This window comes from Methylobacterium sp. AC315 (genome assembly GCF_979253755.1).
In genome coordinates this window covers 23,030-38,768 of sequence record NZ_CEEDEA010000019.1, presented here as the reverse complement: position 1 = coordinate 38,768, position 15,739 = coordinate 23,030, and the positions used below count along the sequence as shown (strand labels likewise).

The window sequence follows — 15,739 nt, the reverse complement described above, 5'->3', positions numbered from 1 at the left end:
CCCGCGGCACCGGCACGGATGATGCACCAGGCGTGTGTTTTTCGAGGCGCCTGCAACTCTCGGGGAGATCCATGGCTTCGGCGAGCGGACGAATTCTGACGGGCGCGGAGGTGAAGGCGCTGTCGCAGCGCTCGGACCTGCGCGGTGCGATGCGCCTCGGCGCGCATGTCCTGATGTTGGCCGGCTCCGGCTGGCTGGTCTGGCGCTCCGGGCCGTGGACGCTGCTGCCCGCCATGCTGCTGCTCGGCATCGTGCAATCGGCGTTGTTCGCGCCGATCCACGAGACCATCCACCTGACCGCGTTCCGCTCGCGCCGGGCCAACGCCGTCGTCGGCTGGCTGGTGGCCTGCCCGTCGCTCCTGAACTGGCACTTCTACACGGCCTTCCACTTGGCCCATCACCGCCATACCCAGGATCCCGAGCACGATCCGGAACTCGCGTTGCTGCCCCCCTCCACCCTCGACGCCTATGTCTGGCGCGTGATGGCGCTGCCCTACTGGCGCACCCGCCTCCAAGTGGCTGCGGCCGGCCTGCGCGGCGATCTTTCGGCCTACCCTTTCATCACGGAGCGCGCCGCGCCGCGCATCATCCGGTCGCTCCGGCTGATGTGCGCCGTCCTGCTCGGCGTCTCGGTTCTGGCCATGGTGCTGGTCGGATGGTGGGCGCCCCTGGTGTTCTGGATCGGTCCGCAGCTCCTCGGGCAGCCATTCCTGCGGCTCTACCTGCTCACCGAGCACACGCTCTGCACCATGGACAACAACGGCCTGACCAACACCCGCACGACCTTGACCAACGGCCTGATGCGTCTGCTCATGTGGAACATGCCGTTCCACACCGAGCATCACCTCTACCCGTCGATCCCGTTCCACCGCCTGCCGGACGCCCACGCGGCGATGCGCGAGCGGCTCGTCGTGCTGCAGCGCGGCTACGCCAAGTGGCATGTCGGCTTCGTCCGGACGTTGCGTCCGTGACCGGCTGGGCCAGCGCCGCCGGAACCTTCGCCCTCGGCGATCTGCCCCTCCAATCGGGCGGCGTGCTGGAGGGGGCGCAGCTGCGCTGGAAGACGCACGGGACCCTCGCCCCCGGGCGCGACAACGTCGTGCTCTACCCGACGAGCTACGCGGCCCAGCATCCCGACCTCGAATGGCTGATCGGCCCGGAGGGCGTGCTCGATCCGGAGCGGTGGTTCATCGTCATCCCGGACATGTTCGGCAACGGCCTGTCATCGAGCCCATCCAACACGCCGGACTGGCCCGGCCTCGTCACCGCCTGGGACAACGTCCACGCCCAGCGCCGCCTCCTCGCCGAGACCTGGGGGATCGCGCGGCTGCACGCCGTCTACGGCTGGTCGATGGGCGCGCAGCAAGCCTACCATTGGGCGGCCCTGTTCCCCGAGCAGGTCGCCCGGGCGGTGATCATTTGCGGCAGCGCCCGCACCGCCACCCATAACCGCGTGTTCCTGAAGGGCCTCATGGCGGTGCTGGAGGCCGCGCCCGCGTATCGCGGCGCGGGCCGCTTCTCGGCCGAGCCCGCCGCGTCCCTCCGGGCCTTCGGGCGCATCTACGCCGGCTGGGCGCTCAGCCAGGACTTCTACCGGGCGGACCTGCACCGGACCGCGCTCGGCGCGCCGGACCTCGACACCTTCCTGCGCACCGACTGGGAGGAACGCTTCGCCCGGCGCCCGGCGGCCGACCTCTACGCGCAGCTCTGCACCTGGGACGCGGGCGACATCAGCCGCGATCCACGCTTCGACGGCGACCTGACGCGGGCGCTCGGCGCGATCACGGCCAGGCTACTGCTGATGCCCGCGGAGACCGACCTCTACTTCCGCGTCGCCGACAATGCGGCCGAACTGCCCGCCCTGCGCGACGCCATCCTGCGGCCGATCCCCAGCATTTGGGGCCACCGCGCCGGCAATCCCTCCACCAACCCGGCCGATGCGGCTTTTCTCCGCGACACGGTACGGGCGTTCCTCGAATCATCCGAAGACATATAAGCGCCGGACCTTCGCAGGCTTGCGAAGTGGCACGTTCCCATGTCCGTCCCGAGCCGAAAACCAGCGTTCCCGTGATCCGGCCCACGACGTTTGTCTCAGCGTCCGCCTTCGCGATGCTGCCTGGCTTGGATGGACGGCGACATCGGGCGCGAAACCGAAGGGCCGGTGATACGCCGATTGGCGATCCAGCATCGCGTAGTCTGGCCGGAAGTGGCCTGTCCGCTTCGAAGCAGAAACGCGGACGGCTCATCCTCGCCATGATGCGATCAGGACATGGCGTTGCGTGCGATTTGGAAGGCGGACGATTGCTCAGAGGAACGCCATAGCCGACGCAAGGCAGCGGCGAATGCCCGACCGTCCGACGTTACGCCTGTAACCTTATCGCCGACGGGCGAAACGCTGCGGTCATGCGCAAGGCGCAGACACCCGGTCAGGAGCAGGGACCGTCGTTCACCACCGAGCACGGAACAGTGCAGCGCGTGCGACCGACCAGAACCTGCTTTGTCGCCGTCACGGGTCCTCCATGAAAATCCTCTTTGCCGCTACGCCGGCCGCCGGCCACCTGAATCCGCTGCTGGCCATCGCGCGCATGGCCTTGGCGCGCGGCGACGAGGCGCTGGTGGCCACGGCCGGGTACCTCCGCCCGTCCGTCGAAAAGTCCGGTGCCCGCTTCCTGCCGCTCGCCGCCGGCGCTGACATCGACCTCACGCGGATCGAGGACGTGTTGCCCGAGCGCGCAAATCTACCCCCGGGCCCGGAGCAGCTCCGCTACAATTTCGAGCGTATCTTCCTCGACCCGATGCGGGCTCAGGCCGAGACGCTGCGCAGGATCATCGCGTCCGAACGCCCCGACATCATCGTCGTGGACGATCTGTTCTTCGGCGCGACGGCCCTGTTCCTGGACGAGGGGACACCCCGGCCACCGATCGTCGCCTGCAGCATCACGATCATGGTGGCCGACAGGCCGGATGGAGCTCCGACCATGATCGGGTTGCCGCCGGCACGCGACGAGGCCGCGCGCGCGGCATACGCGGCCATCGCCATCGAAGCCGAACGTCTATTCGGTGCGCCGGTCCGCGCTTACGCGGATGCCAAACTCGCCGAGATGGGCCTGCCGCCGTTGCCGTGCTCGGTGCTGCATTCGCGCCATCTCATGGCCGACGCCGTCCTTCAGACGACCGTACCGGCGTTCGAGTACGATTTCGGGGGGCTGCCCGACCACGTCCGGTTCGTAGGCGCCCTGCCCCCTCCGCCTCAGCGGGACGCTGCCCTGCCGGACTGGTGGGGCGAACTCGACGGGTCCAAGCAGGTCGTGCTCGTAACCCAGGGGACAGTCGCCAACGCCGATCTCGGCGAGCTGATCGAGCCGACCCTATCGGCGCTCGGCACGCGCGACGACCTGCTGGTGCTCGTCACCACCGGCCTCCGACCGATCGGGAACGTGCGCGGACCGATCCCGAAGAACGCTCGTCTTGCCGAGTTCCTCGATTTCGCGGCGCTCCTGCCGAAGGTCGACGTGCTGGTCACCAATGGCGGTTACGGGACTGTGCAGCTGGCTCTTCAAGCCGGCGTACCGATCGTGGCAGCGGGGCGCACCGAGGACAAGGCCGAGGTCGGCGCCCGGGTGGCGTGGTCGGGCGTAGGCCTCGAGATCCCGTCGCAGCGGCCGGAGGCTCGAGACCTGCGCGTGGCGGTCGAGCGGGTCCTGACCGTGCCCTCCTTCGTCGAGCGCGCGCGGTCGATCGCGGCGGATATGGCGGCGATCGATACGTCGGCAGTGATCCTTGGAACGCTGGACCGCCTCGTCGCCGAATCCAAGGCGACCTGATCCGGTCCGAGATTCCCGGCACCACGAGACATCGTCTCTGCCCTGACGGAGGCACGCCGGCGACGCCGGAGCGGCCATCGAAGGGCCGTGAGCCCGTCAGGGCGGGACGGCCGCCCGTTCGGGACCCGGCGTCCCGGCGCGTGGCCTTCCCCACAAACCGGTGGTGCTGCGCTTGCAGGGTTGGCGACGGGCCGCCCCGTTTCCCCGAATGCTGACCGGAAGCGCCCAGAGGCGATCGCGCGGCATCCGCCGGCATTCCCCCGTCGACCGTCCTCCCGCACGCTCGCAGCGACGGTTTTGACGCCGGCCCTCGATCGGCGCGTCTCTGCCTCAATGCCCGGTCGTATCGACGATCAGCAACCCGCGCGTCTTGCCCGAGGTGCTGTCGCGCGTCGCGACGGCGCGCCACAGGCGCTCGCTGTCGACCAGGAACGGCCGGTAGTCGCCGTTGACATCGCCGACAAAGACGAGGTCCGCGTCCGGCAGATATCCGAGGATCGGCGAGAAATGCCCGGCGCCGCGTCCGAACAAGGGGCCGCGATGGAAGTTGACGACCAGCCGCTTGTCGGGGTCGTTGCCGCCCTTCATCAGATCGCGGAACGCCGGCAACGTGAGATCGCGCACGACATGGACCGGGCGGTCGAGCCGCCTTCGCATCAGGTCGGCCAGCTCGTCCAGCGTCAGCCCATTCACGAGCACGCCGAACCAGGGCTGGAACGCCGTCCCCCGGAGCACGTCGGCTTGCGAGAAGTCGACGCCGAGGGAGCGGAGCAGGTTCGCCACCGTGGCAGGACCGCAGAAGCTCGGATTGCTCTGGTACTCGTAAGGCCGTCTCCGGTAAGCCGCCGCCACCGGTAAGGCCCAGGCCCGCGCCAGCAGCGCAGGATCATGAAAGTCCGGCCGCGTCGCGATCGACGTGACGGACGCGTAGGCGTTCGGCCTGAGGAGGCGCGGGCCGACGCTGGCCGCGCCGGCCAGGAGAACGGCCGATCCGAGGAATGCGGCCACACGGCGCTTCCAGACCCGGTCTCGACGAACCTGTTCGGCAACCATGCGGAGGAATCCCGATCCCTTTGAGATTGCGCCCGGCCGCTCTGGGGCCAGGGCGATGGCGAACAGGCGCAGGACGACGCGCGCGCCGCGCACGGGCTGAACCGCGCCGATCCGCGCCGCGCCGGATGTCGCAGACCGGCGCGCCTCGACGATCGCGCGCATGAAATCCTGTTGGTGCAGCCGCCGCCGCTTCGAGGTTCGGGATGTCTTCCGGTCCGAAGGTGAAGCTCGGCAGTCGGGAGCCTTCGTAGGCGAGGTGCGTGAAGCGGGGGATGCCCCCATGCGGCGGACCGAGGATGTCGGCGCGAGGACCCTCGGATGCCGAAGCTACACGATCATGTCGGACGTGGAGCCGATGGTTACCGTTATAACACGCGGTCCGCCGGGGCGTCGGCTGCGTGCCGAAGGACACGTCCGGCGCGCACCGGACGCGCGCGTCAGATGTTCCGGCATCGCGCGGTGAGCCGAGCGGCGGTGCAGCGCGGCCAGCACGTGGTAGTCGGCGAGCGCGGTCACCATCGCTACGCCGATCAACAGCATCGCCAGGTTCAGGACCGCCATGCTCCAGTGGAGCAGGCGAGCCGGCAGGTTGAAGCGGGTGGAGCGGTCATAGGCCAGCTCCTTGGGCCGTCGCCGCAACTGCAGCACTCGGGGGTCTTCGCCTCGCCTGCCCGGCGCGTGAAGGATCGGGAATAGGCAGCTGGGCGGGCGCGCAACAGCGGGTCGTCGGATGGCCCGATTCCGTCTGGCAGGACGAGCGGATCGAAATCGATGTCCCGGCAGTTGCCCGCCTCCTCGGGCGTGCGCACCGGAAAGACCGGGATGGTGTTCACGCCGGTGCGCTATTCCTCCCCGTGTGGGAGCCGAAAGCGCCGGGCGAGGCTTCGCACAGTCGCTTCACCGTTGGCCGCGGGGGGCTGCCCGCCGGCCGGAGCCACCCGCCCCCCGACGGGTGTCACGCAGCCTTCCGGGCGGACTGGATCCCCTTGAGGCGAACGAGCCCGAGAAATCGGGCGCCGCGGCATGAGCGAGGACTTCAACGGCGGCGTCCCCATCGCCGCTCGATGCGGGGATTCCGATCTTCGAATTGCGGCACCCTGGCCCCCTTCATACCCGGCGTCTGGCGCTAGCGGCCCCGGAGAACGGCCGACATCTTGGCCGCCGTGCCGAGGACAGCCATGCCGAGCGAGATCACCCTCTTCGAGGCCCGGCGGGTCATCACGATGAACCCATCGCGGCCGTACGCGACGCACGTCGCCGTGCGTGACGGATGCGTGCTGATGGTCGGGACGGAAGACGAGTTCGACGGGCTCGATGCAGTTCCCGATCGGCGTTTTGCCGACAAGGTCATCCTTCCCGGCTTCGTCGAGGGACACGCCCACGTCATGGAGGGCACCCTCTGGCGCCAGACCTATGTCGGGGCCGGCGACCGCCGCAGTCCGGACGGACGCCGCGTGCCGGGCCTGCGCGATATCGGGGCCGTCGTCGCCCGGCTTTCGGACGCGGACCGGTCCATCGCCGACCCGGACCAGCTGCTCTACGGGTGGGGCTTCGATCCGCTGCATCTCGGCGGCGCACGCCTGACCCGGCACGATCTCGATCGGGTCTCCACAACCCGGCCGGTCATGGTCCACCATGCCAGCCTGCACATCACCAACGTCAACAGCCTCCTCTTGGAGATGGCGGGCTTCGACGCCACCACCGCGATCGATGGTGTGCCGAAGCTGGCGGATGGCACCCCGTCGGGCGAGTTGCAGGGCATCGCCGCCCGGCTGCGCCTATTCCGAGCGCTCGGCTACAACCCGATGAGCGGGCATCTCGATGCGGCCGATGTCGCCCGGTTCGGCTCCGCCGCGCAGCTCCAGGGCATCACCACCATCGCGGACCTGCACAACGACCTTACGGAGGCGTCCGTGGCGGTCTATCGGGCCGCCTGCGTCGACGGCCTGCCGGTGCGGATCGTGCCGGCGCTGGCCTCGGTCTCCTGTGCGCCGGAAGAGGGCGTCGCCAAGATCGGCCGCCTCAATGCCGCCAACACCGACCGCCTGCGCTTCGGCATCGTGAAGATCGTCGTCGACGGTTCGATCCAGGGATTCACCGCCCGGCTCCTGCCGCCCGGCTACCATAACGGCGCACCAAATGGCCTCTGGTACGTCGCCCCGGACGACCTCGACCGGATCGTGGGTGTCTACCACGCCGCCGGCATCCAGCTCCACATCCACACCAACGGCAACGAGGCCACCGAGGCGGCCCTCGACGCGGTCGAGAAGGCGCAGATCGCCCATCCGCGTCCCGACCACCGGCACACGCTCCAGCACTGCCAGATGGCGACCGAGGCACAGCTGCGCCGGATCAAGGCGCTGGGTTTGTGCCTCAACCTGTTCTCGAACCATCTTTATTACTGGGGCGATGCCCACCACGATCTGACCATGGGGCCGGAACGCGCGGCCCGGATCGACGCCGCCGGGAGCGCGGCGCGCCTCGGCATCCCGCTCGCGATCCACTCGGACGCGCCTGTGACGCCACTGGGGCCGCTTTTCACGGCCTGGTGCGCCGTCAACCGGACCACGTCGTCGGGGCGTGTGCTCGGCCCCGACGAACGGCTGAGCGTCGCCGAGGCTCTGCACGCTGTGACGCTGGGGGCCGCCTACACCCTCCGGATGGACCATTGCGTCGGCTCCATCGAAGCCGGGAAGTTCGCCGACTTCGCCGTCCTCGACGCGGATCCGTTCGAGACGCCGCCAGAGACCTTGAAGGACATTCCCATCCACGCCACGGTACTGGGCGGCCGCGTCTTCGCGGTGCCGTCGGTATGAGGCAGGAGCGTCCCGCCCCCGCGACGCGCTGCCCGCTCACGGTGGTCGGCGGCTTCCTCGGCGCCGGCAAGACGACGCTGCTGAACCGGTTGCTCGCCGGCGCGCAGGGCCGCTACGCAGTGCTGGTCAACGATTTCGGCGCGGTGAACGTCGATGCCGGCCTGATCCGCGACCATGACGGGCAGACTTTGCGGCTGACCAATGGCTGCGTCTGCTGCAGTCTGGCCGACGGCTTCCTCGACACGCTGATGCGCGTGCTCGCCGAGCCCGAACCCTTCGATCACATCGTCATCGAGGCCAGCGGTGTCGGCGATCCCGGCGCCATCGCGGAGATCGCCCTGGTGGAGCCTGGCCTCGTCCTGCGCGGCGTCGTCGTGCTGGTGGATGCCGAGCGCCTGCCCGCCCTCGCCGCCGATCCGCGGATGGGCGACACGATCGCCCGCCAGATCCGCGCAGCCGACATCCTGGTGCTGAACAAGCGCGATCTCGTGGACGCAATCGGCCTCGCGGCGTCGCACGCCACGCTCGCCGCCCTCGCGCCCGCTGTCCCGGTGGTCGACACCGTGGCGGCCGTGCTGCCGGAGGCGCTCTTCGCCCTCGGCGGCGAGGCTCCGGAACTGGTGGGGCGGGGCTCTTCCCGGCTGCGTGCCGAAGCGGTCACGCACGAGGACACGTTCCAGCGCCTGCTCTACCGGCGCACGGGGACGTTCGACCGCGCCGGTCTCGGACGCGCACTCGCCGGCATGCCGACCCCGCTCTTGCGCCTGAAGGGCCGGGTCCGACTGGGCGACGCCTCCGGGATGCACCTGCTTCAGATGGTCGGGCGCCGGTGGAGCCTCTCGCCGCTGCCGGAGGCTGCACAGGGCGGCATCGAACTCGTCGGCATCGCAGCGGCCGACACGGAGGCCGGTCCGACGCTGAGCGATCGCCTCGACGCCGCGCTGCTCCCGCCGCAGATCCCCCACGGAGACCGACTCGGATGCGACTGACCAAACGCACGCTCCTCGGCGCCGGCCTCGCGGTGTTGACCGCCCCCTTGGCCTCCCCGATCCTCGGTTTGCCCGCGGCTTTGGCCGACGACGCGAACGCGCCGTTGGTGATCGGCACCAACCAGGTGCCCCGCCATTTCAACGGCGCGGTGCAGTCCGGTATCGCCACCGGGATGGTCTCGACGCAGATCTTCGCGAGCCCGCTGCGTTACGACGACGCGTGGAACCCGCTTCCCTATCTGGCGAAGTCCTGGGAGGTCGCCCCCGACAACCTCAGCGTGACGCTCCACCTCGTGAGCGATGCCGTGTTCCACGACGGCCATCCGCTGACCTCGGAGGATGTCGCCTTCTCGATCGGGGTGATCAAGGCGAACCACCCGTTCCAGACCATGCTGGAGCCGGTCTCGACCGTGGAGACCCCCGACGCCCATACCGTCGTGATCCGGCTTTCGCGGCCGCATCCTGCGCTGCTGCTGGCCATGTCACCCGGCCTGATGCCGATCCTGCCCAAGCACGTCTACGGCGACGGGCAGGACATCAAGACCCATCCGGCCAACCTGAAGCCGGTCGGATCGGGCCCGTTCAAGTTCGTCGCGTACAAGCAGGGCGAGTCGATCCAGCTCGAGCGGTTCGACAAGTTCTTCATCGCCGGGCGGCCCAAGCTCGCGCGGCTTGTCTACCGAATCTTGCCGGACCAGAACAGCCTCGTCATCGCCACCGAACGGCGCGAGATCGGGATGCTGCCGTTCCTGTCCTCGGTGCGGGACATCGAGCGCCTGAGCAAGGCGCAGACCCTCACGGTGACCGATCGCGGCTTCGAGGGGATCGGCCCGATCAACTGGCTGGCCTTCAATTGCGGGAAGAAGCCGCTCGACGACGTGCGGGTGCGCCGGGCCATCGCTCTTGCCGCCAACCGCGACTTCATCACGGGCAAGCTGCTCGGCGGCGTGGCGAAGCCCGCCACCGGCCCGATCGTGCCGGGCTCGCCGTTCTACGAGCCGGCCGTCGACCCGTACAAGCTCGACATCGCCAAGGCGGAGAGCCTGCTCGACGAGGCCGGGCTGAAGAAAGGGGCCGACGGCACGCGGCTTCAGCTCACCATCGATTACATCCCCAACGACAACGACCAGCAGCGCAACGTCGCCGAATACCTGCGGGCCGGCCTCAAGCGGATCGGCATCGCCCTTCAGGTCCGGGCTGCGCCGGACTTCCCGACCTGGGCGCAGCGCGTCTCGAACTTCGATTTCGACCTGACCATGGACAACGTCTTCAATTGGGGCGACCCCGTGATCGGCGTGGCGCGAACCTACCTGTCGACCAACATTCGCAAAGGCGTAATCTGGTCGAACACCCAGCAATACCAGAATCCAAAAGTCGACGAATTGCTTAACGCGGCCGCAATCGAGACCGACGTCGCCAAGCGCAAGACGCTCTACGATGACTTCCAGAAGATCGTCGTGTCCGATGTGCCGATCGCCTACCTCAACCTCACGCCCTACAAGGCGGTCTACGACAAGCGCCTGACCAATCTGCCGCTGTCGATCTGGGGCCCGCTCTCACCCCTCGACGAGGTCGCCTGGGCGCAAGGCGCCGCGGGAGCCGAGAGATGACGGCTCTGCGCAGCCTCGGTTCGACCGCGCTGAACGCGGTCGGATTGCTGCTCGCCGTCGTGGTGCTGAACTTCCTGCTGATCCAGGCGGCACCCGGTGACCCGGCGCAGGTGATCGCCGGAGAGATGGGTGGTGCTTCGCCGGAGATCATGGCCGAGATCCGCACGCGCTACGGCCTCGATCGCAGCATCCCCGAACAGCTCGCGACCTATGTCGGCAAGGTGGCGAAGGGCGACCTCGGCTACTCGTTCTACTTCAACGAGCCGGTTTCGCGCCTCATCCTCGGCAGGCTGCCAGCCACCGCCCTGCTCGTTCTGAGTTCCCTCGCCCTCGCGGTGCTGATCGGCGCCGGCCTCGGGATCCTGAGCGCGCGCAAACCGAACGGCCTCCTCAGTCACGTCGTCTCGCTGGTGGCGATCGCCGGCAATGCCGCACCGGTCTTCTGGACCGGCCTGATGCTGCTGGTGGTGTTCGCCTCCCTGTGGCCGGTTCTGCCGGTCGCCGGGATGGAGGATGTGGCGACGCCGCGGCGCGGCCTCGCCCACGCCCTCGACGTGGCCGAACATCTGGTCCTGCCGATGCTCACCCTCGGCATCGTCTACGTCGCCCAATACAGCCGTCTGATGCGGGCCAGCATGATCGATGCGCTCAATGCCGACTACGTCCGCACCGCCCGTGCCAAGGGCCTGCCGGAGTGGATCGTGGTCGGCAAGCACGCCCTGCGCAACGCGCTGATCCCGCTCGTCACCATGGTCGGACTCCAGTTCGGACAGCTCTTCGCGGGCGCCATCCTGGTCGAGACCGTGTTCGCTTGGCCGGGACTCGGCCGCCTGACCTTCGACTCGATCCTGCGGCGCGACTACCCGACGCTGCTCGGCATCCTGTTCTGCTCGGCGCTGTTGGTCGTCGCCGCGAACCTTGTCACCGACCTCCTCTATCGCCTGATCGATCCGCGCATCCGTGCCGGGAGGCCCGCATGAACGTCGCCGCCGCGACCGGCTCGACCCTGCCATCGGAGGCGACGCGCCCCGAGGCGGCCCCGCCGATGCCGCGCCCGGCCGTCACGCCCGGGCTCGCCACGCTTTACCTGTTCCTGCGCAACCCCAGCGGCCTCCTCGGTCTCGCCATCCTGCTCGGCCTCCTGTTCGCCGCGCTGGTCGGACCGCACCTCTACGGGGTCGATCCGTTCGACATCGTCGGCGCCCCGTTCCAGCCGCCCGGCGGCGATCCGCTGCTCGGCACGGACTACCTCGGCCAGGACATCCTGGCGGCCCTGCTGCAGGGCGGTCGCGCGACCCTGCTGGTCGGTTTCTCCGCGGCCCTGATCACCGTGGTGATCGGCGTGACCTTCGGGGCGCTGGCGGGCTTCTTCGGAGGCCGGACCGACACGCTGCTGATGAAGGTCACCGAATTCTTCCAGGTGCTGCCGACCCTGCTGTTCGCGATGGTTCTGGTCACCCTGTTCGGCCAGAGGATCGCCATCACCACGATCGCGATCGGGATCGTCTCCTGGCCGCCCACGGCGCGGCTGACCCGGGCGGAGTTCCTGCGCCTGCGCGGCCTCGACTTCGTCAAAGCCGCGCGGGCGGCCGGGGCCGGACCGCTCTACCTGATCGGCCGGGTGATCCTGCCGAACGCCGCACCGCCGATCGTGGTCTCGGCGACGCTGGCGATCGGCACCGCCGTGCTGTTCGAGGGGGCTCTGAGCTTCCTCGGGCTGGGCGACCCCAACGTGATGAGCTGGGGGCTGATGATCGGCCAGAACCGCGCCTACGCCCTGGAGGCGTGGTGGACGGTGCTGCTGCCCGGGGCGGCGATCTTCCTCGCGGTCCTCGGCGTCAGCCTCGTGGGCGACGCCGTCAACGACGCGGTCAACCCGCGCCTGCGCAAGCGGAGCTGAGCGATGCCCCCCGTCCTCGCAGTCGAAGACCTCACCGTCACCTTGCGGCAGGCCGGAGCCAGCGTGCCGGTGCTGGAGCACCTGAGCTTCTCCGTCGAGGCCGGCCGCACCATCGCGCTGGTCGGCGAATCCGGCTGCGGCAAGAGCATGACCGCGCTGGCGATCATGGGCCTGCTGCCGGAGGAATTCGCCCGTGCCGCCGGTCGCATTCGCCTCGCCGGGGAGGATCTCGCGGCGGCTAAGCCGGCCCGGCTGCGGGCGTTGCGCGGCAGCGCCATGTCGATGATCTTCCAGGAACCGATGACGGCCCTGAACCCGGTCTACACGGTGGGCGACCAGATTGCCGAGGCGCTGCGGCTGCATCAGCGGCTCGGGCGCCGCGACGCCCTGGACCGGGCCTTGGCGATGCTCAGGGCGGTCCAAATCCCGGCCGCCGATCGGCGCCTTCACGCCTACCCGCACGAGCTCTCCGGCGGCATGCGCCAGCGCGTGATGATCGCCATGGCGCTGGCCTGCCGGCCGAAGCTGCTGATCGCCGACGAGCCGACGACGGCGCTGGACGTGACCGTGCAGGCGCAGGTGTTCGATCTGCTGAAGGCCCTCCAGGACGAGATGGGCACCGCCATCGTGCTGATCACCCACGATCTCGGGGCGGTGGCCGACATCGCCGACACGGTGGCGGTACTCTACGCCGGGCGGTGCATCGAGCAGGGCGAGACCCGCGCCGTGATGCGCGCGGCGCAGCATCCCTATACCCGCGGGCTGATGGGCTGCACGCCGCACCTGCGCCTCGGCGCAGCGGCGGACGCCGGGACGGGCGCGTTGCGCGAGATCCCAGGCCTCGTCCCTCCGCTCGGCCGTCGACCCGCGATCTGCGCCTTCGCCGACCGCTGCGCGCGGGTCGACGCCACCTGTCTGGACAGTCCCCAGCCGGCCCTGGCCGAAACCGGGTCCGCCCGGGCGGTGGCCTGCTGGCACCCGGAGGCACGAGCGGCATGAGCGGCAAGAGCAGCCAGAGCGGCATGAACGTGAGACCCATCCCGGCCCCGACGGGCGCCGCCATCCTGCAGGTCAACGACCTCAGGGTTCATTTTCCGGTCCCGGGTCGCGGCGGCTCGCGGGTACACGCGGTCGATGGCGTAAGCTTCGTCGTGCGTCGCGGCGCGAGCTTCGGCATCGTCGGAGAGTCCGGATCAGGCAAATCCACCACAGCGCAGGGCATCATGCGCCTCGTTCCGGCGACCGCCGGCCACGTCGTCCTCGACGGCGAGGACATCCTCGGCCTCCGGGGCGCCCGGTTGCGGCAGGCGCGCCGCCACATCCAGATGGTGTTCCAGGACCCGTTCGCGTCGCTCGATCCCCGCCGCTGTGCCGGCGACCTCGTGGCCGAGCCGCTCCGGCTGCTGGAGGGGCTGTCGCGCAAGCAGGCCGCGGCGCGGCTCGACGCGCTGTTCGCCGCGGTGGGCCTGCCACCGGAGGCCAAAAGCCTGTTCCCGCATCAGTTCTCGGGCGGGCAACGCCAGCGCCTGTGCATCGCCCGGGCCCTGGCGACCGAGCCCGACATCATCGTCTGCGACGAGGCGGTCTCGGCCCTCGACGTCGCCATCCAGGCGCAGATCCTCAACCTCCTGGCCAGGCTCCAGGCCGAGCGAGGGCTCGCCTACATCTTCATCTCGCACGATCTCGGCGTGGTGCAGCACCTCTGCGACGAGGTCGCGGTGATGTATCTCGGCCGGATCGTCGAGCAGGCGCCGACGCGGACGTTCTTCTCCGCCCCGCGCCATCCCTATAGCTGGTCGCTGATCTCGGCGGCGGTGCCGGCCGGTCCGGCACGGGAGGCCCTGAAGGCCCGCTACCTCGTGCGCGGCGAGCCGCCGAGCCCGATCGATCCGCCCGCGGGCTGCCGGTTCGCCGGGCGCTGTCCGTTCGCGGTCGAGCGGTGCAGGGCCGAGGATCCGGCCCTGCTCGCGACGGGCCAGGGTCACTACGTCGCCTGTCACCGTGTCGGCGAGATCGAGGCGCCGAACTTCGATCAGGCACAGGCTGCCTGACCATCCGGCGGTACCTCCCGACATGGCAAGGGCCGCCCCGAACCGACCGGGCGGCCCATCCGAAGAGGGCTGGGTTATTCGTTCCCGCAGACAGCCGGGTCAGGCCGCCTCGTCGCGGTGGTGGTACCAGCGATACAACATCCGCTGCCCGATACGCCGGAACGGCGCGAAGGGGTGGCTCGGCAAGGATCCCTCGAAGATCGGCAGACCCGCGAGCTTGCGACCTGCCACCAGCCCGGCGAGCCGGCGGCCAGCCTGAGCGGAGAACGAGACGCCGTTGCCGCCATAGCCCAGGGCGTAGAACAGCGGCTGGTCCGGCTCCGGCCGAACGATCCGGGGCATCATGTCGTGGCTGACATCGACCCAGCCCCACCAGGAATAGTCGATCGCAATGCCTTCGAGCGCCGGGAATTTCTGGTGCAGGCCATCGACCAGGAGGCGGAGGTGGCGCGGGTTGGTCGCGTCCGCCCCGGTGATGGCGCTGCGGCTGCCGATCTGGACCCGGTTGTCGGGTAGCCGGCGGTAGTAGAAGCGCAGGGTGCGGGTGTCCGTGACGAAGGTGGTGGTCCGCAACGTCGCGGCGATCTCGTCCTGCGTCAGCGGGCGGGTGACCAGGGAATTGGACAGGATCGGCATGATCCGGCTGCGCAGGCGCGGGTGCAGTCCCTGGCTGGTGTAGCCCCCCGTGGCGATCGCGACTGCACGGGCCCGAACGGTTCCGTGGGGGGTGCGCACCCGGAATCCGGCGCCGTCGCGGTCGATCCCGAGCACCGGGCTGGCGGGGTGGATCCGCGCGCCAGCCGCCCGCGCGGCCCGGAGATACCCGAAGGCGAACTTCGCCGGGTGGATGCCGATACCCAACGGCTCATGGAGTGCACCGACCGCCCCGGCCTCGTCGAGCCAGTCGCGCCGCAACTCGTCCGGGCCGAGCATCCGGGTGCGATACCCGAACACCGCGTTGGCGACCTCGCATTCGGCTGCCAGCTTGGCGAAGGTGCGCGCCCGATGGGCGACGTAGATGTGGCCGCCAGGCTGCGGATCGGGGTCGAATTCGCGGACGAGGTCGGAGAAGTATGAGAACCCGTCCTGGATCTCGGCGTGGAGCCGGAGCGCGGTCTCCCGACCGTAGCGGGCGATCCATTGCGAGCGGCTGAGCCGGCCCGACGCGTTCTGGCCCTGGCCCCCGTTGCGGGTGCTGCAGCCCCACGCAACCCGGTTGGCCTCCAGCACGGTGGCTTTGATGCCGTGATCGCGGGCGAGGCTGAGGGCGCAGGACAGGCCGGTGAAGCCCGAGCCGACGATCACCACGTCGGCATCGACGTCGCCCGTGATCGGGCCGTCATCCTCCGGCGGAGGGCCGGCGGTGGCCACCCAGTAGGTCGGCGCGTAGGCGCGGTTCGTGCCAGGGGTCGCGCTGGTCAGGGGATCGTAGGTCGGATCGTAGGGCGCGCCGGTCGGGCGTGGCACGGGATCGGGGGTCAGGCTCACGGTCCGCC

At 69.7% G+C, this 15,739-nt stretch carries 13 protein-coding genes; 10 read left to right on the top strand and 3 right to left on the bottom strand.

Features of this window, described 5'->3' with window-relative positions; genetic code table 11:
- The first annotated feature begins 71 nt into the window (after nt 1-71).
- The 3 genes from AC0IY0_RS23160 (at nt 72) to AC0IY0_RS23150 (ending at nt 3,824) form a co-directional block, all read left to right on the top strand.
- Nucleotides 72-971 carry a fatty acid desaturase gene (locus tag AC0IY0_RS23160; RefSeq protein WP_461231417.1) on the top strand — a complete coding sequence of 300 codons (900 nt, stop codon included), beginning with the start codon at nt 72-74 and terminating at the stop codon, nt 969-971.
- A complete protein-coding gene (locus AC0IY0_RS23155) occupies nt 968-1,996 on the top strand; it encodes an alpha/beta fold hydrolase (protein ID WP_471765682.1) in 1,029 nt (342 codons plus the stop codon). The genes AC0IY0_RS23160 and AC0IY0_RS23155 overlap by 4 nt, the downstream gene beginning before the upstream one ends.
- Nucleotides 1,997-2,519: 523 nt before the next feature.
- A complete protein-coding gene (locus AC0IY0_RS23150) occupies nt 2,520-3,824 on the top strand; it encodes a glycosyltransferase (RefSeq protein ID WP_471765681.1) in 1,305 nt (434 codons plus the stop codon).
- A gap of 330 nt (nt 3,825-4,154) precedes the next feature.
- Here AC0IY0_RS23150 and AC0IY0_RS23145 read toward each other — a convergent pair whose 3' ends face one another.
- Both AC0IY0_RS23145 and AC0IY0_RS23140 read right to left on the bottom strand, forming a co-directional pair.
- Nucleotides 4,155-5,039, bottom strand: a complete 885-nt coding sequence (locus tag AC0IY0_RS23145; RefSeq protein WP_461231415.1) for a phytochelatin synthase family protein — start codon at nt 5,037-5,039, stop codon at nt 4,155-4,157.
- A gap of 165 nt (nt 5,040-5,204) precedes the next feature.
- The gene (locus tag AC0IY0_RS23140; protein WP_471765680.1) at nt 5,205-5,525 is read right to left on the bottom strand and encodes a hypothetical protein; all 321 of its coding nucleotides are present in this window, start codon (nt 5,523-5,525) and stop codon (nt 5,205-5,207) included.
- Nucleotides 5,526-6,055: 530 nt separating this feature from the next.
- On the opposite strand from AC0IY0_RS23140, the gene AC0IY0_RS23135 reads away from it, so the two are divergent.
- From AC0IY0_RS23135 to AC0IY0_RS23105, 7 genes are all read left to right on the top strand, one after another.
- Nucleotides 6,056-7,693, top strand: a complete 1,638-nt coding sequence (locus AC0IY0_RS23135; RefSeq protein WP_471765679.1) for an amidohydrolase — start codon at nt 6,056-6,058, stop codon at nt 7,691-7,693.
- Entirely contained in the window at nt 7,690-8,682 is a 993-nt protein-coding gene (locus AC0IY0_RS23130) for a CobW family GTP-binding protein (RefSeq protein ID WP_471765677.1), read from the top strand. The genes AC0IY0_RS23135 and AC0IY0_RS23130 overlap by 4 nt, the downstream gene beginning before the upstream one ends.
- The gene (locus AC0IY0_RS23125) at nt 8,673-10,292 is read left to right on the top strand and encodes an ABC transporter substrate-binding protein (protein WP_471765675.1); all 1,620 of its coding nucleotides are present in this window, start codon (nt 8,673-8,675) and stop codon (nt 10,290-10,292) included. The genes AC0IY0_RS23130 and AC0IY0_RS23125 overlap by 10 nt, the downstream gene beginning before the upstream one ends.
- Nucleotides 10,289-11,272 carry an ABC transporter permease gene (locus AC0IY0_RS23120; RefSeq protein ID WP_147908896.1) on the top strand — a complete coding sequence of 328 codons (984 nt, stop codon included), beginning with the start codon at nt 10,289-10,291 and terminating at the stop codon, nt 11,270-11,272. Before AC0IY0_RS23125 ends, AC0IY0_RS23120 begins: the two co-directional genes overlap by 4 nt.
- A gap of 65 nt (nt 11,273-11,337) precedes the next feature.
- Entirely contained in the window at nt 11,338-12,192 is an 855-nt protein-coding gene (locus AC0IY0_RS23115; protein WP_147942021.1) for an ABC transporter permease, read from the top strand.
- 3 nt (nt 12,193-12,195) lie between these two features.
- Complete coding sequence (locus AC0IY0_RS23110) at nt 12,196-13,191, top strand: ABC transporter ATP-binding protein (RefSeq protein ID WP_471765673.1); 996 nt, start codon at nt 12,196-12,198, stop codon at nt 13,189-13,191.
- 23 nt (nt 13,192-13,214) lie between these two features.
- A complete protein-coding gene (locus tag AC0IY0_RS23105) occupies nt 13,215-14,243 on the top strand; it encodes an ABC transporter ATP-binding protein (protein WP_461232476.1) in 1,029 nt (342 codons plus the stop codon).
- 99 nt (nt 14,244-14,342) lie between these two features.
- On the opposite strand, the gene AC0IY0_RS23100 is transcribed toward AC0IY0_RS23105, so the two are convergent.
- Nucleotides 14,343-15,731, bottom strand: a complete 1,389-nt coding sequence (locus tag AC0IY0_RS23100; RefSeq protein ID WP_461231409.1) for an NAD(P)/FAD-dependent oxidoreductase — start codon at nt 15,729-15,731, stop codon at nt 14,343-14,345.
- Nucleotides 15,732-15,739 lie beyond the last annotated feature (8 nt).

Excerpts from the sequence above, each read along its gene's own strand:
- AC0IY0_RS23160 (WP_461231417.1), top strand. The coding sequence starts at position 72 with ATGGCTTCGGCGAGCGGACGAATTCTGACGGGCGCGGAGGTGAAGGCG.
- AC0IY0_RS23150 (WP_471765681.1), top strand. The coding sequence starts at position 2,520 with ATGAAAATCCTCTTTGCCGCTACGCCGGCCGCCGGCCACCTGAATCCG.
- AC0IY0_RS23145 (WP_461231415.1), bottom strand. The coding sequence starts at position 5,039 with ATGCGCGCGATCGTCGAGGCGCGCCGGTCTGCGACATCCGGCGCGGCG.
- AC0IY0_RS23135 (WP_471765679.1), top strand. The coding sequence starts at position 6,056 with ATGCCGAGCGAGATCACCCTCTTCGAGGCCCGGCGGGTCATCACGATG.
- AC0IY0_RS23130 (WP_471765677.1), top strand. The coding sequence starts at position 7,690 with ATGAGGCAGGAGCGTCCCGCCCCCGCGACGCGCTGCCCGCTCACGGTG.
- AC0IY0_RS23125 (WP_471765675.1), top strand. The coding sequence starts at position 8,673 with ATGCGACTGACCAAACGCACGCTCCTCGGCGCCGGCCTCGCGGTGTTG.
- AC0IY0_RS23120 (WP_147908896.1), top strand. The coding sequence starts at position 10,289 with ATGACGGCTCTGCGCAGCCTCGGTTCGACCGCGCTGAACGCGGTCGGA.
- AC0IY0_RS23115 (WP_147942021.1), top strand. The coding sequence starts at position 11,338 with ATGCCGCGCCCGGCCGTCACGCCCGGGCTCGCCACGCTTTACCTGTTC.
- AC0IY0_RS23110 (WP_471765673.1), top strand. The coding sequence starts at position 12,196 with ATGCCCCCCGTCCTCGCAGTCGAAGACCTCACCGTCACCTTGCGGCAG.
- AC0IY0_RS23105 (WP_461232476.1), top strand. The coding sequence starts at position 13,215 with ATGAACGTGAGACCCATCCCGGCCCCGACGGGCGCCGCCATCCTGCAG.